Annotated in this window: 22 protein-coding genes; 18 read left to right on the top strand and 4 right to left on the bottom strand. The window is 44.2% G+C overall.

All coding sequences use genetic code 11. The features are described 5' to 3' along the window. The first annotated feature begins 22 nt into the window (after nucleotides 1-22). The 10 genes from MHH86_RS19150 to MHH86_RS19105 all read left to right on the top strand — a co-directional run bounded on the left by MHH86_RS19150 (nucleotide 23) and on the right by MHH86_RS19105 (nucleotide 12,727). Nucleotides 23-1,042 carry a uroporphyrinogen decarboxylase family protein gene (locus MHH86_RS19150; protein WP_036688667.1) on the top strand — a complete coding sequence of 340 codons (1,020 nt, stop codon included), beginning with the start codon at nucleotides 23-25 and terminating at the stop codon, nucleotides 1,040-1,042. Between the two features lie 11 nt (nucleotides 1,043-1,053). Next, a complete protein-coding gene (locus MHH86_RS19145; RefSeq protein WP_076141012.1) occupies nucleotides 1,054-1,881 on the top strand; it encodes a MetQ/NlpA family ABC transporter substrate-binding protein in 828 nt (275 codons plus the stop codon). Next, nucleotides 1,866-2,705 carry a pyrroline-5-carboxylate reductase gene (proC, locus tag MHH86_RS19140; RefSeq protein WP_339191808.1) on the top strand — a complete coding sequence of 280 codons (840 nt, stop codon included), beginning with the start codon at nucleotides 1,866-1,868 and terminating at the stop codon, nucleotides 2,703-2,705. Before MHH86_RS19145 ends, proC begins: the two co-directional genes overlap by 16 nt. Nucleotides 2,706-2,707: 2 nt before the next feature. After that, on the top strand, nucleotides 2,708-3,472 hold the full coding sequence (locus MHH86_RS19135) for a VOC family protein (RefSeq protein ID WP_076141010.1): 765 nt from the start codon (nucleotides 2,708-2,710) through the stop codon (nucleotides 3,470-3,472). 262 nt (nucleotides 3,473-3,734) lie between these two features. Next, a complete protein-coding gene (locus tag MHH86_RS19130; RefSeq protein ID WP_036688655.1) occupies nucleotides 3,735-4,379 on the top strand; it encodes a Type 1 glutamine amidotransferase-like domain-containing protein in 645 nt (214 codons plus the stop codon). A gap of 251 nt (nucleotides 4,380-4,630) precedes the next feature. After that, on the top strand, nucleotides 4,631-5,779 hold the full coding sequence (locus MHH86_RS19125; protein WP_076141009.1) for a DUF3626 domain-containing protein: 1,149 nt from the start codon (nucleotides 4,631-4,633) through the stop codon (nucleotides 5,777-5,779). Between the two features lie 309 nt (nucleotides 5,780-6,088). Next, on the top strand, nucleotides 6,089-8,665 hold the full coding sequence (locus MHH86_RS19120; protein WP_076316291.1) for a glycosyl hydrolase: 2,577 nt from the start codon (nucleotides 6,089-6,091) through the stop codon (nucleotides 8,663-8,665). 404 nt (nucleotides 8,666-9,069) lie between these two features. Next, nucleotides 9,070-10,119, top strand: coding sequence for an iron-siderophore ABC transporter substrate-binding protein (locus MHH86_RS19115; RefSeq protein WP_076316292.1), 1,050 nt, complete (start codon nucleotides 9,070-9,072; stop codon nucleotides 10,117-10,119). Between the two features lies 1 nt (nucleotide 10,120). Then, on the top strand, nucleotides 10,121-10,897 hold the full coding sequence (locus MHH86_RS19110) for an IucA/IucC family C-terminal-domain containing protein (RefSeq protein WP_076316293.1): 777 nt from the start codon (nucleotides 10,121-10,123) through the stop codon (nucleotides 10,895-10,897). Nucleotides 10,898-11,005: 108 nt separating this feature from the next. Further along, a complete protein-coding gene (locus MHH86_RS19105) occupies nucleotides 11,006-12,727 on the top strand; it encodes a helix-turn-helix domain-containing protein (RefSeq protein WP_076316294.1) in 1,722 nt (573 codons plus the stop codon). A gap of 93 nt (nucleotides 12,728-12,820) precedes the next feature. Here MHH86_RS19105 and MHH86_RS19100 read toward each other — a convergent pair whose 3' ends face one another. Together MHH86_RS19100 and MHH86_RS19095 are read right to left on the bottom strand one after the other, a co-directional pair. Continuing rightward, the gene (locus MHH86_RS19100) at nucleotides 12,821-13,042 is read right to left on the bottom strand and encodes a helix-turn-helix transcriptional regulator (protein WP_076127127.1); all 222 of its coding nucleotides are present in this window, start codon (nucleotides 13,040-13,042) and stop codon (nucleotides 12,821-12,823) included. A 60-nt stretch (nucleotides 13,043-13,102) separates the two neighbouring features. Next, a complete protein-coding gene (locus tag MHH86_RS19095) occupies nucleotides 13,103-13,321 on the bottom strand; it encodes a helix-turn-helix transcriptional regulator (RefSeq protein ID WP_076100339.1) in 219 nt (72 codons plus the stop codon). 105 nt (nucleotides 13,322-13,426) lie between these two features. On the opposite strand from MHH86_RS19095, the gene MHH86_RS19090 reads away from it, so the two are divergent. From MHH86_RS19090 to MHH86_RS19075, 4 genes are all read left to right on the top strand, one after another. Then, nucleotides 13,427-13,729, top strand: a complete 303-nt coding sequence (locus tag MHH86_RS19090; RefSeq protein ID WP_076127124.1) for a DUF6809 family protein — start codon at nucleotides 13,427-13,429, stop codon at nucleotides 13,727-13,729. Between the two features lie 77 nt (nucleotides 13,730-13,806). After that, complete coding sequence (locus tag MHH86_RS19085) at nucleotides 13,807-14,001, top strand: hypothetical protein (protein WP_076316295.1); 195 nt, start codon at nucleotides 13,807-13,809, stop codon at nucleotides 13,999-14,001. 743 nt (nucleotides 14,002-14,744) lie between these two features. After that, a complete protein-coding gene (locus tag MHH86_RS19080; protein ID WP_076316296.1) occupies nucleotides 14,745-15,737 on the top strand; it encodes a hypothetical protein in 993 nt (330 codons plus the stop codon). Between the two features lie 15 nt (nucleotides 15,738-15,752). Then, complete coding sequence (locus MHH86_RS19075; RefSeq protein ID WP_036688642.1) at nucleotides 15,753-16,013, top strand: helix-turn-helix domain-containing protein; 261 nt, start codon at nucleotides 15,753-15,755, stop codon at nucleotides 16,011-16,013. A gap of 24 nt (nucleotides 16,014-16,037) precedes the next feature. Here the strand turns inward: MHH86_RS19075 and MHH86_RS19070 are convergent, their stop codons facing one another. Further along, nucleotides 16,038-16,871 carry a MurR/RpiR family transcriptional regulator gene (locus MHH86_RS19070; protein ID WP_076127116.1) on the bottom strand — a complete coding sequence of 278 codons (834 nt, stop codon included), beginning with the start codon at nucleotides 16,869-16,871 and terminating at the stop codon, nucleotides 16,038-16,040. Nucleotides 16,872-17,052: 181 nt separating this feature from the next. Between MHH86_RS19070 and MHH86_RS19065 the strand changes: the two genes are divergently transcribed. The 4 genes from MHH86_RS19065 to MHH86_RS19050 are packed head-to-tail and all read left to right on the top strand — an operon-like array spanning nucleotide 17,053 to nucleotide 21,318. Beyond that, complete coding sequence (locus MHH86_RS19065) at nucleotides 17,053-17,931, top strand: cell division protein FtsQ (protein WP_076127114.1); 879 nt, start codon at nucleotides 17,053-17,055, stop codon at nucleotides 17,929-17,931. Next, complete coding sequence (locus MHH86_RS19060) at nucleotides 17,924-19,666, top strand: energy-coupling factor transporter ATPase (protein ID WP_076316297.1); 1,743 nt, start codon at nucleotides 17,924-17,926, stop codon at nucleotides 19,664-19,666. The genes MHH86_RS19065 and MHH86_RS19060 overlap by 8 nt, the downstream gene beginning before the upstream one ends. Continuing rightward, on the top strand, nucleotides 19,653-20,486 hold the full coding sequence (locus MHH86_RS19055) for an energy-coupling factor transporter transmembrane component T (RefSeq protein WP_076316298.1): 834 nt from the start codon (nucleotides 19,653-19,655) through the stop codon (nucleotides 20,484-20,486). Before MHH86_RS19060 ends, MHH86_RS19055 begins: the two co-directional genes overlap by 14 nt. A 34-nt stretch (nucleotides 20,487-20,520) precedes the next feature. Then, nucleotides 20,521-21,318, top strand: a complete 798-nt coding sequence (locus MHH86_RS19050) for a PHP domain-containing protein (RefSeq protein ID WP_305953529.1) — start codon at nucleotides 20,521-20,523, stop codon at nucleotides 21,316-21,318. A 308-nt stretch (nucleotides 21,319-21,626) separates the two neighbouring features. On the opposite strand, the gene MHH86_RS19045 is transcribed toward MHH86_RS19050, so the two are convergent. Next, nucleotides 21,627-21,851 carry a hypothetical protein gene (locus tag MHH86_RS19045; RefSeq protein WP_076127110.1) on the bottom strand — a complete coding sequence of 75 codons (225 nt, stop codon included), beginning with the start codon at nucleotides 21,849-21,851 and terminating at the stop codon, nucleotides 21,627-21,629. Nucleotides 21,852-21,982: the final 131 nt, after the last annotated feature.

Below are 21,982 nucleotides of genomic sequence, written 5' to 3'. Positions count from 1 at the left end.
TATTCTGGGAGGGACTCGACAGATGAGTGAATGGAGTAAGCAAGATCGTTTTAACGCATTATTATCAGGAGAACGGGCGGATCGTCCAATCGGAAGTGGTTGGCGCCATTTTATCGACAAAGAACAAACTGCGGATGATTTAGCAGAAACTACGATTTCTTTTACGAAAAAATATGATTGGGATTGGGTCAAGATTAATCCAAGAGCGACTTATCTGGCGGAAGCTTGGGGGAATCAATACGATTTTACGGATTATCAGACCGTATTTCCGAGACAGCAAACGACGGCTATTCCAACAGCGGCTAGTCTGTGGGATATCGATGTTAAAAAGGCAGTCCAGTCAGCCCCTTTGGCAGAGCATTTAGATGCGGTTAGAAAAATTCGCCAAGGGTTACCAGATACCCCACTAATCCAGACGGTATTTTCACCATTAACAGTGCTGCTATTTATTGTAGGACGTTCTGCTTACGTTACTAAAACGGTGTTTGGTATTGAGCACCCGGTAACTTTGGAATCCTTGTTTAAAGAACATCGAGCGGCAGCACACCATGCGCTACATGCGATTTCCTTAACTTTAGCCGATTATGTACAAGAGTTACAGCAAGCGGGCTCTGACGGTTTGTTCTACGCAGTGACGGGCACAGCTCACCCAGGATTATTTGATGAAGCAATGTTTGATGAGCTGTCCAGACCTTATGATTCTATTGTGTTAGAAGCAGCAAGCTATGGAAAAAACATTCTTCATACTTGTGGAGCTTACGCCCAGCCTGAGAAGTTCAACGATTATCGGATTGATGGGATCAGTTGGGATACGATAGCCGAGGGGAATCCAGGGTTAGAGGCAAATCTCAAAGCTACTAAAGTGGGGGGAGTCGATCATGGGTTGTTTGCGGTAAACGATATTGCCCAAATCAAGCAGCAGGCTGAAGATGCATTAAAGTTAATGAAAGACCAGCCGTTTATTCTATCTCCAAATTGCGCAATCCCACTCAATGTGACGGATGAGGCGTTGGCACAATTTAAAAAATCTATATTGGAATAGGGGAAGTAAGTATGAAAAAGTTAATGTTAGTGATGATGATAGGTGTTCTTGCAGTGTTGACGGCTTGTGGCAATAAAGAGGCGGGGGATTCTGGAGATAAGAAAAAGCTTACCGTTGGATTTGGTGTTGGAACCTATGAGGAACAATTCCGCCAATCGATTCTACCGATTTTAGAGAAACAAGGGTATTCCGTTGACATTAAAACCTTCTCGCAAAATATGCAGGTCAATCCAGCAATGAAAGAAGGCTCCATTGACGCAAGTATATTCCAAAGTACAGCCTATATGGAGGCCATTAACGAAGAAATCAATGCAGATATGGTCGGAATTGCTTATGTTCCAGGTGCTCCACAAGGTCTTTATTCTGTAAATCATACCACGCTAGACGATGTTAAAGACGGTACAACCGTAGCTGTTCCGAACGATCCGGTAAACCAAGAGCGTGCACTACGTATTCTGGAAGAATTGGGTTGGGTCAAAATTAAAGAAGGGGCGGGCGTAGCGGATTTCAATATTAATAGTATGGAACCGGATAAATATAATATTGATATTAAAATACTGGACCCCGCTCAAATCCTTGTCTCCCTTCAAGATGTTGATTATGGCGTTGTAAACGGTAATTATATTGCCAATTCGGACAGAAAGATTACGGATGCTTTGAAAATAGAAAACACACCTATGGAACACAGAATTATCGTATCGGTTAATAAAAAGGATGAAAATTCTCAGTGGGCTAAAGATTTGAAAGCTGCTTATGAATCCAAAGAGTTTGAAGAATATATTCTTGGATTAGAAAAATATGATGGTTTCATTCTACCTGAAGCTTGGGACAACAATTAATTAAGGAAGTGAACGGAGTGACCAAAGAAAAGATTCATTTTATTGGTGGCGGACAGATGGCGGAAGCGATCATCCGCGCATGTATAGCGAATAACACCTTGTCTGTAAATCAAATTAGTGTATCCGATATTAATGAAGCGCGTCTGCAGTTTTTGAATACCAAATACGGTGTGGATACGGAGAGTTCGCAAGAGCATAACCTGTCTACAGCAGATGTGATTGTAGTGGCAGTTCGCCCACAGGATGATTTAACTACACTTGGTCAAAACGTACAACAATTCGCTACAGCTTCTGCCGCAATCGTATCGATTGTGGCGGGTGTGACAAATGATCAATTAGCTGGGTATTTTGGAGCTGAACGGTCCATTATCCGGGTTATCCCCAATACTTTAACCGATACAGGATATGGCTATAGTGGTGTAGCGTTAAATGCTTATGCTACTCGTGATCAAGTGGAGCATTTCCTACTCGGCTTTGGAAAAGTACAATATCTGGATGAGGCGTTAATGGATGTTTTCACTGGATTTGGTGTGGCGGGTCCTAACTATATCTATTATTTCATTGAATCTCTCGTGGATGCAGGTGTACTTGCCGGACTGCCGCGTGAGCAAGCCTGGAAGGTTGCATTGGAGAATCTGATGGGATCGGTAGCAATGCTGCAACAGACAGGGCTGCATCCACGACAGCTGCTGGATATTAATAATTCACCTGGCGGTGTCGGCATGCATGGCTTGTACGAATTAAACAACAGTGATTTCGCAGCGGGCCTGCAAAGAAGTGTTCTGGCAGCCGTAAAACGTACTACTGAGCTGGGAGTGAAGTAATCATGACAACGATGAAATGGGATCATTTAGTTCACTATGTCAATGATTTGGCCAAACCGGTTGAGATCTTTGGAGCTCATGGATTGGTTGCTTTTAAAGGAGGATCTCATAAAGATTGGGGAACCTATAATGCCTTAAGTTACTTTGGGCTAACCTATCTCGAGTTTCTGGGCATTGAGAATCTTGAGCTGGCAAAGGCAACTGAACATAATCTAGTGGTGAAAGATGCAGTTGAACTTTTACCAGAACATGAAGTTCTAAGTAGAGTAGTCATCCGGACGGATGATATTGAAGAAGTAGCGGCTTCCCTGAAAGCAGCAGGCTTATCATTATCTCCAATTATCGATGGTAAGCGACTAGATAACGAGGGCAGATTAATAGAGTGGCGGATGATGACCATTGCTGGTGACTTTGGGGGACTGGTCTATCCGTTCATCATTCAATGGAGCGGAACGGATACAGAGCGAGTGGAAAGATTAACATCATCTGGAGTCATTAAGCCTCATCCTGCGGGAGAAGTCGAAATCGTCCGTGCTGTATTTCATGTCTCCGATCCTGAAGCTGCAGCCAACCATTGGGGAACCATATTCGGACTGCCTGTTACGAAGTCAGAGGATGATACCTTCAGCCTTAAGATTGGCGATAGATCATTTGCTTTCGTGCAAGGAGACGAGAACCAATTCAAGCAGGTGGTTTTTGAAACGGATTCGTTAGAGCTGAAAGGGAAGACGATTCGGATTGGTGATGGGGAGTATGTTTTCGTTTAAGGGACTAGTATCTTTATAACTTTAGAAATAAAGACTTACTTGAAGGGATCGATACCTCGAGTAAGTCTTTTTGCTATTCACCGAAGGTACTAATGATGCTGGCATTTTTTTGTTTTAATCAATTTGTAAGATTTATTGAATTCCATTATATGGTACGATATCCATGGTATAAAAGGAATGAAGATAATTTCTCTTGCTTGGCACTATGGATTTTGATAAACATAATGGATAATTTAAATATTACATATGGAGGTAATTACGGATGAAAACTCACTATTACTTGGATTGGTTTTATGATAAGGGTTTTTCTGAGAAGTTAGTCAATGTGTTGCATGAGGATATAACAGACAGAAAATCGCTGGTTATGATTAGCGCTGAATCGTCTGATTTTAGTGATGAACAAGTTAATATTGATAGTGTTTTTGAAAGGACATGGTTTAATCAGGCTAACATTTATTTTGATGAATATCATTTCATTGATGACCGCACGCAGAAGGAAGATGCCCAGCGATTAATTCAAAACGCCTCTGTCGTTTTTTTATGTGGTGGAACCGCTCGGAACCAAAAGCACCTTTTGACGGAATATGAATTATCGGATTTGATTAAAAAAAGCAATGCTGTTGTAATGGGAACAAGTGCTGGTGGGATGAACATGTCTGATGAATATGTGGATGAATGCACTGTTTGTGAAGGTATGGCTCTTAATCACTTTTCCTTTGAAGCTCATTTTGATCATGATAACACCGCGATGATTGAGGAGCGTTTCCCTTTATCGAATAAAATGGATATTTATGTGGCGGCAGACAAAGATGGTGCTGTACGTGTGAAGGGCAGCAAAATCGACATTATAGGCAATGTATATTTAATTTCCCACTCAAAGATTCAGAAATTGGCTGAGACGCTCTAATAATGGTTGAGTGGTTGTGACACTGACGGTTAACTGAATGGTATTTGTTTTGAGTCCCTATTTGACAGCACCTTACGAGCAAATCGAGTTGATTACTATTTTGAATTTATATCATTCCAGATCCACGTAAAGTTATCGGATTCCGCGATTGTAAGGATATGAAGTTTCAAGTGAAGAAGCGTTTGATACAGTGAGAGGAGAACTCAAGTCTCTTTTCTTATGGACTGGGTCTAGAAAGGAGTGAATAAGCAATGGAGTGGAAAGGCGATGCAAATGCCAATAAAATAAGAGAGTCTCAGTTCACTGAGGAACTATCGGAGTCACAATTATCGGCTTTAGAATATGTTACGAATTACGCGCGAACTCGAAAAAGTGAAGCAGTTCAGACTATCCATGAAATTCTTCAAATGTCTAATGTGGATCGGGAAGAGTTTGAAGATGCTGTGGTCAAAATAAAGTCACAGGCGAAGATTGCTCTACATTTCCATCCAGATCGACTAGATCCGGTAAAGAAAAGTGTTGCAGAGGCGCTATTGGAGCAAGGCGTGTACAAGAGCCAATTTGAGACCTTGTTATCCAGTGGTAGTGTATCAGCCTATTCTGGCGGTCCACGTGATTTGTGGGAGGAAAGACTATTTGGAGGGGCATACCAACAAGAGGGTGCTTCGAATAGCGAACGCCCTAAATATGGCGCTCTTGATTTGATGCTTCATTCGGATGGGCCAGCTCCGCGCTTTGGCTCCTGCTATTTCCTCCTGTCCCCTGAGGTTTCTTATCGCAGTACATACACCTATATGGATTCGCATCAAAACCCTGTACAGAAAGGGACATATGCAGAATTTGATGATATGATGGCGGCATTACTAGAGGAGATTTTCTTAAGAGATTCCGCTCTAGGGGAAAAAGATCTTCGATCACAAAAATTAGTTGACCATCTTCGGGACAACCTCACAATGCCGTTTTCAGACTCTTCAAAATGTGAAGCTAAACGTAATCTTAACCACTATATTGAAGCGCAAGTTCATGGAAACATCCGTCTAAAGGAAGATGTGGAAATCTTAGTAGCCGATCCTTCATTCAAGGGTACTCCAACAGGGCAAGTCCTGGAGCAAATATGTTTACAGTATGCCATCCAACTCTATTGGCACATGGGATTCGCGATGTGGGTAGACGAAGTGCCTTCGGATTTTAGAGGGCCTACGATGCCCTCCTTGGCTAAGCGTATTGCTCATCACGGTTATATCGATACGAGCATGATTGGATCTGCTGCTATGCACTTAAAGCATGATCCTGCAGCATGGCGGGACCGAGGAACCGAAAAAGAAGTACTTCAAGAATTAAAACTCTTATGGCATGTTTTGGTACGGTACGGAAAGCCGCTCCGAAACTTTAAGTTGTAAGAAGCCTTGGTACGCTTGAAGTTAAGGCATTTAAGTAAACAAACAAACAAATAAATAAATAAATAAGCAAGCGAATTTCCCTCCGTATGGGATATTTGACTTGTCATTGATGGGATGTTCGCGTGAATCAATGTTATTTAACTCCTCCTAATAAATATTGGTGGGAGTTTTTTTTGCATGTGGAAATTTTCTCGATTAGGTAGATTTACAAAATATGGAATATATGCTATCTTATCTATGAAAGCGCATCCAAGAGATGGTATATTGAACTTTTATTTACCATATTTAACATAGGGAGGAAAGGTGGAAATGAAAAATTTGCTCAAGAAGGCAATCACAATGATGCTGGCATTTACTCTGCTACTTGGATTGATGACAGCGCCGCCCGTTCATGCAGACAACGCACTTTTCACAATTGAAAGCGAAAACGCTCAGCTCACCTCCGATCTTCAAGTGACGACCCAAATTTACGGACAGCCCAAACCCGGATACTCTGGAAGCGGATTTGTCTGGATGCAGAATTCCGGTACAATTTCCTTCACAGTGACTGTCCCAGAAACCGGCATGTATACGATCTCCACACGTTATATGCAGGAGCTCAGTGCTGACGGCAGGCTTCAATCTTTAGCCGTTAACGGCGTTACGAAAGGGTCGTATATGCTGCCCTATACGACCACATGGTCGAATTTCGATTTTGGCTATCACAAGCTGAATCAAGGCAGCAACACTATTCAACTGAAGGCTGGCTGGGGTTTCGCTTATTTTGATACCTTCACTGTGGATTATGCCGATCTTGATCCCCTGGATGTGCAACCTGTCCTCAGCGATACTCAAGCGACTCCGGAAACTCAGCTTCTGATGAATTATTTAACGGAGGTTTACGGCAATCATATGATCTCCGGCCAGCAGGAGATTTACGGAGGCGGAAATGACGGCAATTCCGAGCTGGAGTTTGATTGGATTCACAATTTAACGGGAAAGTATCCGGCGATCCGCGGATTTGATCTGATGAATTACAATCCGCTTTACGGCTGGGAGGATGGTACGACCGCCCGGATGATCGATTGGGTGAATAACCGGGGCGGGATCGCGACAAACAGCTGGCATATCACTGTGCCCCGAGATTTCACCGCCTATCAGCTCGGGGAATTTGTAGATTGGAAGAAAGCCACCTACAAGCCGACAGAAACCAATTTTAATACAGCCAATGCGGTAGTTCCAGGTACGAAAGAATACCAATATGTACAACTGGCCATTGGGGATTTGGCGGAGCAACTGCAGATTCTGCAAAATAACAATGTGCCGGTTATCTTCAGACCCTTCCATGAGGCGGAGGGCAACGGCGGATTGAATGGAGAAGGTGCATGGTTCTGGTGGGCTTCGGCAGGCTCGGAGGTATACAAGCAGTTGTGGGATCTGCTCTATACTGAACTTACAGAAACGTACGGTCTGCACAATTTGATCTGGACCTACAACAGCTATGTCTACAGCACTTCTCCCGCATGGTATCCCGGCGATGATCAGGTGGATATTGTAGGCTATGATAAATACAACACGATCTATAACCGCTATGACGGTTTGTCTGGTGTTCCCAATGAGGACGCGATTACCTCGATTTTCTATCAGCTTGTTGATTTAACCGGCGGTAAGAAAATGGTAGCCATGACGGAGAACGACACCGTTCCAAGCGTTCAGAATCTGACAGAGGAAAAATCGGGCTGGCTCTATTTCTTACCGTGGTATGGTGAGCATCTCATGAGTTCCGCCTTTAATTATCCGGCCACCTTAACAACGCTGTACCAAAGCAATTATGTAATCACGCTCGATGAGCTGCCTGATTTGAAGGTTAACAATCCAATTCCAAGTGCGTCTATCACACCTGCGAACGTCGAATTTGATAAAAATGCCTCCAATGAGAATGACAAAGCCATCACCGTGAATTCAAACGGCAATACGTTAACCGCTCTCCGGGCAGGCGCAAATACATTAATAGAGACTCAGAATTATACCTTGAGTGGAAATACGCTGCTGCTCAAAAAAGCATTTCTGGCGACACTGCCGGTTGGCGAGCATTCGATCATCTTTGATTTTAATAAAGGACAAGATCCCGTGTTAAAAGTGAAAATTGTCGATTCCACGCCAAGCGCATCCATTGCGCCCGTGAGCGCTGCATTTGATAAAGCGGCGAATCTAACCCAGGATATTTCCGTAGTCCTTACCTTAAATGGACACCAGCTTGCAAGTATCACAAATGGAAATTCCACACTTTTAGCGAGTCAGGATTATACGGCATCAAGCGCTGCTGTTGTTCTGAAAAAATCCTATCTTTCCACGCTTCCGCTGGGACAGAATACCATAACCTTTCATTTTAATGGAGGAAATAATGCTGTTCTTACAGTGAACGTAACGGATAGCAGTGTTCCAGTACCCACTGGAGATTTGACGGTCCAAGCTTTTAATGGCAACACAAGTGCCTCCACTAACGGGATTTCACCCAAAATCAAAGTAGTCAATACCGGTGATTCAGCGATTCAACTAAGTGATGTGAAGGTCCGGTATTACTATACGATTGATGGCGAGAAAGATCAGAGTTTCTGGATCGACTGGGCCAGCATCGGAAATGCGAATGTAACCGGCAATTTCATTAAGCTGGCGACTCCTGTTGCCAATGCAGATTATGTTTTGGAAATTGGTTTCACGAGTTCGGCTGGAACACTTAATCCAGGTCAGAGCGCAGAAATTCAAACCCGTTTCTCCAAAACCGACTGGTCCAATTTCAACCAGGTTAATGATTATTCGTTCAAGGCATCCAGCAGTCAGTTCATCAACAATGAACAGGTCACCGGGTATATGAATGGTCAGCTTGTGTGGGGGATTGAGCCATAAGCTTTTAATGAAAAAAGGTATCTTTGTGTAAAACAAAGATGCTTTTTTTCATTTTGGGAAGAAGCAGGGAGTGCAATGGGAGAACCATTTCTGAAGTAGCCAGATTGCTCGATGATCAGTTTCTGGAGAAGGAAAAGCTTGAATTGAGCGAGATTACCATCGACTGTGTTGGCTATTTTCAGAAAAGGAGCAAAGGAATTTTTGTTAAAATTAGGGATTTAGCTGCTTGTGTGGAATTTTTGTAGTCAGTTGCGGTTCTCCTGAGTCGTTCCTATGGTGTGCGATGTCGCATTAATCCGGCTGCAATGTCGCAAAAGTACATGGAAATAGAGTATGAAAATAGATTATACTCGCTTTATTGATCTGATAATGAAAATCATTATCATACATAAGGGGGAGTCAGCATGAAAAGAACAAAGAAGAGGCAAGCAACCGGTAGAAAGGTAGATGCTGCCCAAAAAGCAGGACTATTAATGATATGGATGATGGCACTGGTACTTGTGCTAACGGCTTGCGGTACTGGAGGTGGAGCAAATGCGGGCACTGCCGCACTGCCATCTGCTTCAGCCGAGCCGTCACCTACATCTGAGACACAGGCTCAGACTACAGCCTTCCCGGTTACCATCTCGCATATGAAGGGTGAATATACGCTGACTGAGAAGCCGAAGGTCATCGCCGCGCTTGATGTGAAATTCGTCGATCAATTGTTAGCGATAGGCGAGCATCCGGCAGGCAGCGTTGTGGCTGGAGCGAAAGATGCAAAGTTTCCAGAATATTTAAGTGAACAATTGGGTGATGTGAAGGTCCTGGGCACACGCGATGAGCCCAATCTTGAAGCTATTGTAGCGATGAATCCGGATCTTATATTGATGACCGATTTTCAGGAGCAGGTGTATGACAGCGTCAGTAAAATTGCGCCCACAATAGTACTCGACTTCTATGAAGATTGGCGGGATACATCGGCTATCATCGGTATGATAACGGGCAAGCAGGCGGAGGCGAAGGTAGTGCGTCAAGCCTACGAGGACAAAATCGTCGGACTGCGGGAGCAGCTGTCGGCGAAGCTGGGCGACGAAACGGTAGCTCTGATTCGCCCAAGACCGGAAGGTATTCGCGTACACGGTCCCGAACATCGGACCGGAAGCATTCTTTATGAGGATTTGGGATTGAATATCCCTGCATTCGTTCAGGAGATCAAAGATGATACCTCCGTTGAAATTTCGATGGAGACCATCGCTGATATTGGAGCAGATCACTATTTCCTGTTATCGGATGAATTGTTTGCCAAAGAGGCAGAGGCAATGGCGAACAGTCCGGTCTGGAAATCTCATGATGCCGTTAAAAATAACCGCGTATACAATGTGAATTCAACGCTCTGGATCGCTTATTATGGGCCAATTGCCCTCAACATTATTGTAGATCAAACGGCGGAAGCGCTGTTGGGATCACATTAAAATGGACAACTATCTGTCGTCTGCCTCTTGGAAGCAAATGGCGGAGGAATATCGTCTGTGGGTAGGTGAACCGCCTGAAGGCAACGTTCGTACAATTGCTCTTAGCCAGTTGCACGAAGAAGCTGCATGCCGCGAGTATGTAAGCTGGCTTAAGGGTTATATCGGTGCGCCTGATATGCAGGTTGCCGCTTCCATGCTGGCCAAGCGGATCGGTTATCTGTGGATCGCGCCGATGCTGACCGCTATGACCCTTCATAACCGGGAAGTCTCCATCCCGCTGGAGAACTGCTTCCTCTATCATCCGGCTTCCCCAGCTTTTAAAGGGGATACGCGTTTTCCTTTCCTTGCGCTAAACGGGCTTCGAGCGACGGCGGCACCCGAAGACAGGGAAGCCTGGCGAGAAGAGATCGTAGAGGAAATTTTCGCGGTACGTCTTGCGCCGCTGCTGCACACACTTGCTGCAATTGGTCCCGTCTCCATGGCAGTACTTTGGGAGAATATTATGGTACGCATTGCCCCGTTGTATTCTCCTGGAACAGATGAATTTGGGCAAGAAAGGCAACGAATGCAAGCCGATTTTGCTTTCCTAACCCGGATAGCTCCCGGACAATTGTTCGGCGTAAGACGCAATCCGTTTACCAGGTTCACAGAGAACAATGACCTAGCTCCGGTTGCAAAAAACAAGCGTATCACCTGCTGTTTTTATTACAGGATGTCGGCGGAATATTGCGGAAAATGTCCGAAAATTGACAATGAGAATGAATCTCAATTAAAATGACAACAGTAACGCACTCACTTATGTTGCGGACGCGCTTTCACTAAAGCATTTAATCCTATTCAAGTGCGCCCGTTAAACAGAGGATGCTATTGTCAGGAGATGAGAGAAATGCCGCTCAAAGAACAGGCAAGTTTATGGAGTGATACAACGATCAAGATGCTTGATGTGCGTAGCGGTACTTTGCCACCCGGCGGCGTTATGAGCGAAACCGGATTAACAGCCAATGTGTTGCTGCTGGCAGGCGGCGGGGAAGGTAGGCTTGTGATGAATGGCGAAATTTGCCATATCCAGGCCTATTTCGCTTGTCACGCAGTCAAGGGATCAGCATTTACTTTGACTGCTGGATCAGAAACCATTCATTATACTGTTATTATATACAAGGCTTTTCCAATGTTGGGGGCTGCCCATGTTCTGTTTCCGCAGCGCAATCACCCATTACGAACTTCATTTGTTCACCGTCCTGTGCTCCTGGCTGAACTGCATCAGACTGCGGAACAAATCGAAGCCAAATGGAGCCGGGGCGAAGGGCTGGAGCGTTTCCATGCGAATGCGCTACTGCAAGGAATGCTTTACGAGCTTATTATGGAGTATGAATGTGGTCAGAAAGGCACAGAGGCGGATATGGTGGATGTTGTCGTTGCCTATATAGCGGGGCATTATCGTCAGGAGCTGGAGCTTAAGGAGCTGGCAGCGCTTGCCGGATGCAGTACAAGACAGTTACAGCGGCGATTCAAACAGGAGAAGTTACTAGGACCGATGGAATATGTAATCCAGCTGCGGATGGAGAGTGCCGAGCGGATGTTGCGTCATACGGATGCTCCCATCGGCGAAATTGCAGAAAAAACGGGCTATCGCGACATGTATTACTTTAGCAGGGCATTTAAGAAATATCATGGAGTTCCCCCGCAGATCTACAGGCGCACTGCCGCTTCAGGGATCGGTGTTCTCTCAGCATATTCTGGGCTGCCGGATCGCCTGGCCTCATCGTACGAGACGCTGCAAGGCCCGGTAATTTGTCATATGCGAGGCGAATATTGCGTCACCGCTTCTCCGGGGCGTATCGCCGTACTCGACGTTCAATATGCAGACCATTTGCTTGCGCTTGGGATATCTCCGGCAGGGAGTGTAGGAACGGGCAGTGCAGCGTTAAAATTCCCCCAATATATCAGGGAAAGGCTTAAGACAACGGAAATGCTCGGAACTTATGAGTACCCGGACCTGCAAGCTGTCGAACGGCTGCGGCCGGATTTGATTGTCTGTACTGAGGTGCATGCTCAGCATTATGAACGGTTAAGCCGGATTGCGCCAACCCTAATGTTTCAACGGAATGAGAGCTGGCAGACGATTCTGGACCTGTTCGGTGAATTGACGGACAAGCGGACAGAGGTGGAGCGTATTATTGCGGATTACCTGCGCCGAACAGCATTGCTGTCTGAGCAGCTTGCAACGGCGCTGGCGGGTCAGAGCGTGGCCTTGATCCGTCCGCGTGAGTCGCTGGTACGGGTGCATACTGCCTCCCATCGCACAGGTGCCGTGCTGTACCGGGATCTTGGTCTGCCAGCTCCTCTATTTGTCGCAGACACTTCCGACACGGCTTATCATATTACAGTTGATAGACTGCCGGCTGTGCATGCCAGCCATTATTTTTTACTTAGTAACGAGATGATGCAGGAGGGGGTATCTGCGACAGAGCAACGCGTCCGAGGGATGTTGGATTCCGATGAGCGGCCGTATATATACCCGGTAGATGCCGCTACATGGATCGGCTGCTACGGACCGACAGGTATCAATTACATTGTGGATCAGGTAGCCCGTACCTTGCTGGCCTGAGCGTATCTAAGAGAATCCCCTAATTTCAGGCTATTTTTAGCCTAAACGTGAACAGCTCCTGTGATTATCACAGGAGCTTGTTTGTGCTGCGGATTATTTTTTGTTGGGATAGCATTTAGAATTATCTGTCTGACCTAAAATATAGTCGATGCTTACTTTATAGAAATTAGCTAGCGTAATTAAAACGGCGCTCGGAACATCCAAATTTCCATTTTCATAGCGGGAGTAGGTGGCTTGTGTAATATGTAAAAGCTCCTCTATTTGTTGCTGTGTCAGATCTTTGTCTTCGCGTAAATCACGGATTCCTGTGTACAATGCTCATCAGCATAAGAATGAAATCCTTTGAAAACTGCGATATCTACTCATTCTTTAAATTTAACTTTTAGAGTAAGGAGTTTTTTGGTTCGTTCTGTTTAGTAAATAGTCAGTACTCGTCTTATGATAATCTGCTAGCTTAATCAGAATGGCCGTGGGAATATCAACATCACCGCGTTCATAATTACTATAAATCCTCTGGCTGCATTGCAAATACTCTGCCATTTGGGTTTGAGTTAAATCTTTATCTTCACGCAAATCTCGGATACGTTGATACATACTAAACACCTCCAAGGCAAGCATATCTTAGCGAATTATTCGCTATTGATTTTTAGCGATAAATTCGCTAAGATGATTGAAGAGATGATTTGGGAGGGATGACTGGTGAGTCTTTTGGAGGATTTATATTACGGGAAAATCTGTCCAAGTGAACTTTTGTGTTTACGCGATCCCGAGTATATACAGAACTCCAAGCTAATCTCAGAGTTTATGGACATCCTAAAAGCAAAGTTATCTATAGAAGACTTTACTATGATTGAACAAGCCTTGGATCTGAGTGGCATGCAGAACTCTATCTCATCCGCTTCCGCCTATACTCTCGGATTCAGAATGGGGGCTGCTATGATAATAGAAGTATTAGAACATAAGGATGAACTTATACACTCTAAGGGAGAAGCTATGTCTTGAAAAAATAAAGATAGAGCTATTAGAGGGTAGAAATCGAGAAGAGGAGAACAAAAATTGAACAATATTCCAAACCGCATATGTTGATAGACGAACTTCTTCAGGCAGAAAGTTGGGGCATTATTCAAGCGAAGTTGGTTCCTGCTATTAAGGAAGCTATCGCTATGGGAGATGTTGAAAAACTCTCTAAACTTAGGACTAAGATTCCATATTCTTTCGAAAATTCATTAAAGCATTTGAAAAAAGCGGAGCGGGAATTCATTCGAAACGGATGACCCAGTGGGGGAACCTCTTAACATGCGCTGGTTATATGAAAAAGATAATTTGACGATCAGTTTTACCGTAGTGAGAAACTAAGCCAGTCGGAGGCGTAGTTGATATACCGATTAACTCTCTTTCTTCGCTTAGGACGGATAAAAATATCGGTATCAGAAGCAGTGAAAAGGATATCATTGCAGCTATCCCTGAGGCATCCCGCAGCGAAAAGAAAGTAGATGGTGTTGTTAACTATTGGTGAACGTTATCAAGCTTGACGAAGGATTCTATCATCCTTCCCTTGCCTTTGTCGTCAAAGAAGACAAGGTTGAAAATCTAGAGTTAACCAAATTACTTATTGATCTGAGTGAATAAAGAAGGCAGGCTCACATGGCCAGCCTTCTTTATTTAGCTTTACAAGGCGACTTCTTTTTTGTGACCAGCCGGATGCTCCAATTGCTTCATTGGCTACATAAATTCCCGTTAGAACTGATCCTCCTATTTCTAAGATACCCTGGTTGATTACCGGAAGCAGCTTATAGCCTAGGATCTTTTTTTTTGGTGCCTGTAAAATCGGGGCTTGACCATTAAGGGCAGGGCCTTCTTTACGTTATTCCAGACCATTGACAATTATTGTAAAGATGGTGTATTGTAAGTGATAAGTAGTAAGTAGTAAGTAGTAAGTAGTAAGTTAATCAAACGCTCACCATACGGAATAAATATCATCCTGTAAATACGAATTAATGGATAGGGGTGGATGGTTATGATGGATCTTAAATTAGCACCAAGTTTTTCATTGATCGCGCTTAATGCACAGAGAAGTCTTCAGATGACTACTGTCAAGAAAGTGTCTTTGCGCTGCATGGCAGCAGCGGTTATATTGGAGCTTTACTTAGAGGGATGTTTTACACAATCTGAGAACAAGTTAACTTTGCACAAGGAAGCACTTGATCAATCTCATTCAACACTCTATAGAGAAACTGTTCTACAATCCTTACTTCATAATAGTGCTGAGGTGAAGGGTGATCTAAATTGGTGGTTAAAGAAGGCTTCGAGGAAGTCTAACCATCAATTAAAAAAGTTCGAAACCGCGATTTCAGATTATCTTCAAGCAATGAATTTGCTTGAAGATATACCAAGCCTGATAGGGAGCGACATGTATTTTGATTCTGCTGAAGTTGAAATTAGAGCCTATCGCAGTAATATGGAGGCGTACACGAGCATTACAGAGAATATGCGGGCAGAGATTTTGGAAGAGGGCCCAGTAACAGATGAGGTCATTTGTATGCTATGGCTACTTCGTGAATGTGGATGTATGCATGATTTCTTCTCGCTGAACGAATTAGAAGAGGTGAATATCAAATTACATGATCTATACCAAAGTAACTTATGGGCAAAGGCGCTGTTTCCTATACAAATTCGCCAGGGAGTTGAGTTAGGTATCAAACGTTTTTTAGCATTGAAGACAAAGTTTGCGAAGACCTTTATCGGCAGTAGTATCAATCTTATCTTCCCTGCCCTAGAGCGATCACGAGCTGTCTTTATAGAAACAGAGTCCTGGTTTGATAATTCTAATCAAAGGTTAGACGCAGTTATTACAAGATTAATGTCCTATGGACATGAAGTTAAGGTGCTGGAGAGAGGATCGATTGCGACTCTTAAAATTGATAATTTGCTCTACGATGCGATCCCACATTTTGTAATGATGAAAGTGCCAATTCAAGGTGTGCGTCTTATTCCGAAGCGCCCGCTGTAAAGGAGTTGGTTATCAATGTCTAGACAACGATCCATGGAGAATATTATGGCGTCAGAATATGTATCGATAGGGGAATTAGTAAGAATCACAAATGCTCGTTATAGTACACTCAAACATTATACAGAAGAAGGCATGCTGCCCTTTGAACAGGCAGAGGAGAATTTAACACGCAGATATAAAAGAGAAGAAACCGTCGCGCGCATTCTTTGGATCAAAGAAATGAAAGCAAACGGTTTATCTATCCCACAAATTAAAGAAGCTTTAGGAATGAATTAAATTCCCCTTATCCTTGCAGTCAACCTAACTCCGTGGGAGCTTCCCCCCATACTGCGCGCGCAATTGCTGCAATTTATCCAGCTTGCTTAGACTACTGTCCCTATTCGCTAATCCCACTCCAAGGATCAAATTCTCAATAATATAAGTGGGGCCTACCATGGAATGGAACTCCCAAACCTCACCTCTCCCCGCATAAAGCACGATATCTGCATCTTGGGATCGCGGGTAGACAAGTCTATCTGTGATCAGGATGACCTGGTAATTTGCTTCACGTGCATGGTTCAGTATGACTTCAATCTCAGGCAGTATTTGCACAAATCCAAAGACAAGCAAGACATCTTGTTTGTCAGCATGCATTAAGGTCTCTAGCAGCTCATGGCCGCTGGGGGCCATTTTTTTCATTTGAAGACCAAAACGCGCCATTCGATAGATCATTAGCTCTGCTAATCCGGCGCAAGGGCCAGGGCTGTATACATAAATAATCCGAGCTGTAGATATCGCATCTACTGCACGCTTTAGTACATCGTCGCTTAAATAGCGGCGTGTTTCTTGCAAATGATGTGAACAATTGTCCAGCAGCAGTTGAGGGAGTGAGGTATCGTCTGATCGCTGCATGGCATCACGCATTTTTACAGAAGGTGTGGATTCAAAGCGGAAACGGAGCCGGTTTTTAAAATCTTTGGCATGTTTGTATCCCGCAGCTTTCCAGAACCGTGAAACGGAGGCGATGCTCAAATGCAGCTCGTCTGCCATTTCTTGTTCGGTCATATAGACCACACGTTGCTCATTTTTTTGAATAAAGTCGGCAATTATCCGTTGATTAGGCGAAAAAGCGCGGTGGTTCCAATCTTTATACAATCTCTCAATCCTCCTATGATGATGCGATAGATAGAATATAACGTGTGAATATGTTGTAAATATTTTTACAACGTTAAAAATATTGAAAAAAATATTACTCTCATTTAACAAATGAAAAAAGCTGTGATGACATGGCCTTCTTATAATGAAGATAAATTCTTATTGGGAGGCCAAATATTTCATGAGCACGATAAAAACGCGTTACACACTGACTCAGTCACAAAAAATGATGATTTTTGTACTGTCGATGTCGCTTTACGGGTTGTCCAATATGTTTACCGAGCTAGTGCCTGGGATCAAACTGGGCCCGATTGAATTATCCATTGAATATTTCGCCTTCATTCCTTTGACATTATGTATGTTGTTTCACCCCTTATATGCGGCGGTCGGAGCAGCTGTTGGTGAGGTAATCTTCGGGGAATTGATGTTAGGCCAATTTGGAGGTTTAGGGGAGCTGGAGAAATTCATTACCTTCTCACTGGCGATGTATACCGCAGGCCGCATGGTGTCTGATCCGAAGAATCGTAGACAGGTTGGAGTGGCTGCGATTACCGGCGTGGCGATTCACCAGTTTTTTAGCTCCGTTATAGATATTGTGAAGGTATGGGTAGGGGTAGAAGAGCTAGAGGCTGTTAAAGGACTGGCAGAAAGTATCGTTGTAATTGAGGGAGTAGGGTTCTTGAATGATGTCCTCTTCTCCGGTATTTTGTTCGCGCTAATTCCTACTATGTATCTGGTTCCGCGTTTATATGGAAAAATTGAACCATTGCTCGGCATGAAGCCACGTGAGCGGAATATGAAATATGCAACAGGAGCATGGCTATCTCCTAAGTTGGTCATTGCCGGAACCTTTCTAGTGATGGTAGCGGTGGGTTCGGAATTGTTATCGGAATCGGGCTGGAACTTCGGTGATTTTGAGCTTGCAGGCGCGGAATCGAATGAAAAGACCTTGATTTGGCTCAGTATGTTGGTAGCGGCTGTTGTAGCGGCAACGGCGATTATTGCACTGCTTCGGCGTTCGGCACGAAAAAGACAGGAAGCGGGTCAAGCAGATGCGTAATACAATTCTTGAATTGAACAAAATTAACTTTACGTATCCGGGAGCTGAACAACCAGTACTGCAAGACGTAGACTTACGACTGGGAGAAGGGGATTTTATTGCGATCATCGGCAGTAATGGCTCCGGGAAATCTACTCTCTGCAAATGCTTTAACGGCTTAATTCCACATTATTACACTGGTGATTTCAGTGGAGAGGTGACAGTTTGCGGCCAATCTGCGGATGGAAAAAGTGTAGCAGAGCTGTCCAAGCGTATCGGTTATGTTTATCAGGATTTCGAGAATCAATTGGTACGGCCGACGGTGCTTGATGATGTGTCTTTTACACCTCTGAATTATGGATTTACGGATTACAAGGAACGGGGAGAGCGTGCGCTGGCGTTAACCGGACTTAGTGACTTGAGGCACGAATTTATTTGGCAGTTAAGTGGTGGGCAAAAACATCTGCTCGCTCTGGCCGGAGCACTAGCTATGGATCCGGAAATTCTGGTGATCGACGAACCCGTAGCCCAGCTGGATCCGCAGCATGCCCGTCATATCTATGATATTTTGCAGCGTTTGAATGAGGAGCATGGAAAGACCATTGTAGTGATTGAGCATCATGCGGAATTTATTGCGGATTATTGCAAAAATGTTGTCCTGATGGATCAAGGTAAAATGCGCTGGCAGAAGCCTGTGCGTGAAGCTTTGTCATCTGTACAAGAATTGCTAGAGCTGGGCATATACCCACCGGATGTGACCCGGGCGGCTTGGCTGCTACAGCCCGATGATCAGAAGACAAAGCTGCTTCCCTTAAATGCTGAGGAAGGCAGTACCCGTATGACGCTTCGTCAGGATGCCAAGGAGACACTTCCAATCGGACGTATGCAAGAGCAGCTCCCCATAGCTGCAAAAGAAAAAAATTCTATCGTTCAGCTGGAGAATGTTCACCTCTCTTACCGTACGATTCATAAGGTGCTGCATCCTGTACTGAATGGAATTCAGCTAGAACTGGGGCAGGAAGAGTCCATTGCTCTTATTGGCAACAACGGAGCAGGTAAATCTTCATTAATGAAGCTGATTGCTGGTATTGTCAGACCTATAGCTGGAACCGTAAAGGTTAAAGAAATGACGGTGAACGGGCTACCGCCTGAACGTCTCTCCGGTACGGTAGCTTACGTATTCCAGAATCCGGAGGAAATGTTTATCGAGGATTCTGTGCGTAAGGAAATTGCTTATTATCTGAAGACGCGGAAACTACCAGATACGGATGGAAGAGTGGATGAGATGCTAAAGGCATTTCGCTTAAGCGAGCTGGCTGAACGGGATGCCCGACTGCTAAGTGGAGGGCAGCAGCGCCGGGTATCCTTGGCGATTGGTGCCGCGGTTAGGCCTGCTATCATGTTGCTTGATGAACCGACAGCTAATCTGGACATTTCGACCAAACAAGAAATGGTACATGTGCTGGAGACGCTTCGTAATCATGTGAAGACGGTCGTCATCGCAACTCATGATATGCAGCTTGTCTCTGAATGGGCCAGCAGAATAATTGTAATGCATCAAGGGCGGATAATTGCGGATGGGACGAAGGATGAAATTTTCGCTGACGGCCTTCTTTTACGGCGTGCGGGTCTGGCCCAGACCCAATTGATGGAGCTAAGTCGTATGCTCGGTTTCCCTAGAATTTGCAGTAGCTTAGAAGAGTTTGTGAGTTTAGTGGAAAAGAAGGAGGTAGCTGCAATCCATGGAAGCCGTTAAACGGGCACTTGACCGTATATCTGTAGAACAAATCAAATTGGAGTTACTCGGGACCGCATATAACAGCAGCAGCACTTTTCTGGGCAGGCTGGACCCGCGAACCCTGCTGCTCTGGTATCTCTTTTTTGCCATCGTGCCTTGGTTTGTACATAACCGGACAATCCTGTTAGGGATGTTCGTGCTTATGGTTTTAACAACCGTCCTCTCCCGGGTCAGCCCCTATATTATTTTTATATTATGTCTCGGCTTGATCAGCCAGATTGGCTGGATGTTTATATTGTCGCTCTTTTTCGGCGGGGGGATTGAATCCTTGCTGCCTATGCTGACACTGACGCTTAAGCTTTCGGTGATTTCGCTGGCGAGTATTACGGTTTTCTCTAGTCTTGATCCGGAACGACTTAGTGACGGCTTACTGTCCTTAGGAATCCCTGATACTTTTGCATTCAGCTTATCTTATGGTTATCGTATTTTGCCTACTTTACTAGAGGAATTCCATCAGATCCTACTTTCCTTTAGATTGAGAGGGCAACGACCGCTTCAACATGGAATTTTCTATTGGCGAACAATAACGTATTATTTGCGAATCGTCATTCTGGCATTTTACCCGCTCATGTTGAACACAGCTAAACGTTCTCGAACAACGATTGAAGCACTTGAGACTCGGGGATTTAGCTACGGCCTAAATAATAAGAAAGTGAAGAAGATCAAGTTATCTTATTTGAAAATGAAGCGGACCGACTGGTACTTTTTATCCGGATCCACTGCTTATGTCATCTTGATATTCTGTATTGGTTATCTCTACCCTGAACTGGTGTATTAACATAACTTACAAGCTCAAAGGAGACGAATTAGACATGATGAATATTGATCTGCATACCCATGGTAAATTATCTAAAAAATCTACGTTTTCCCCCGAATATTTTGCGGAGATGATGTTCGAGGCCAAGGCAAATGGATTACAGGCTGTAGCATTGACCGAGCATTTTAATACTTCTAATTTCTTTGCGATGTATGATGCGCTGGATCAGACTTATCCCTATAACGGGCATTATTACGATGTGAACGGACTTAAACTGTTTCCAGGCATGGAAGTGGATATCGCGGAGACAGGTCATATCCTGTTGATCGGACTGAAGGAGAATGTTCTAGCTGTCCGCGCTTTACTAGATGAGCATACTCAGGAGGGGAATTTCATACCGTTTAAGCAGTTGCTTGATATGGCCGATGAACATAATCTTTGGAAAATCGGAGCCCACCCCTTCCGAACTTCTACGCCTTTACATCAACTGGATCCGGCATTGCTTCAGCGATTAGATGCTTTTGATTTCAACGCTAAGGATATTTACATGCAGGGGGTGGAGACTTATAAGAACCTGATCACGCCCTTTGCTGAGAAGCTGGGTGTGCCTGTGATTGCTGGCAGTGACAGTCATCAGTGTTTGCAGTATGGCAGTGTTGTGAATCGTCTGCAAGACTCCTGCTCAACTGTGGAAGAATTGAAGGAAGCTATCAAACAAGGGAACTATGAAATAGAGGTTTCTCCGTGTCTTCATACCAAAGTAAAGGCTTCGGTAATGATGAAAAAACTATTGAAGCAGTTAATTGGCGAAGCCCCCTCCAGAGATGAAGCGGAGTTAGGATATATGGCGTAGAAAATAGAAGAGGGTTGTTCCATAAGCCATGAAATGATGAAATGGCTACTGGGACAACCCTTTTTGTTGTTCGCTGGATTTCATTACTTTTGCATGTACAAAGATAACTATCGGACACAGATGACCTTAAACGCAGTTTTACTCCACATTTGGGATGCTAACGGACCGCATAGCCACTAATGGCACTAAAGACACCATATATGAACCTCATTCTACGGAATAACGTCTCTGGAGTCCGAAACTCTGCTCAAAAGGCTGGGAATTTGCCAATAACGTCATCTGGGTCCTCAAATCTCAGAATGTATGAATTATCGTTTGTCTTTCGAATCTTTATTGCTGACTCGGGTGGGTCTGGTCACCCAATTCGTGCGATTCATCGGTTTTACGGTATCAATTCTTGAATTGGAAGGTTCATTCGAAGGTTCAGTGGATTCAGTTTCAGTAGAAGCTGCACCCTCTTGATCTCCGGTTTTTTTCCTCGATAGTCCTGTACCATCATGTTTGCCTCTGTTCCATACTCTACCCTTACTCATACATACACTCCATTTCTATACGCTTATTCATAAACCATATCATATAAGGACAAGTTAAGGAAGAAAGACATAACACAGATCGAAGAATTTTTCAAGTTATAAAGGTTACTGGAGATTTCATTTTATGGTGG

Origin of the sequence: Paenibacillus sp. FSL F4-0097 (assembly GCF_038593125.1) — a bacterium.
Lineage (GTDB): Bacteria > Bacillota > Bacilli > Paenibacillales > Paenibacillaceae > Paenibacillus_AQ > Paenibacillus_AQ odorifer.
Note: the sequence above shows the minus strand (reverse complement) of the source record. Positions and strands in the feature narration are given on the sequence as shown.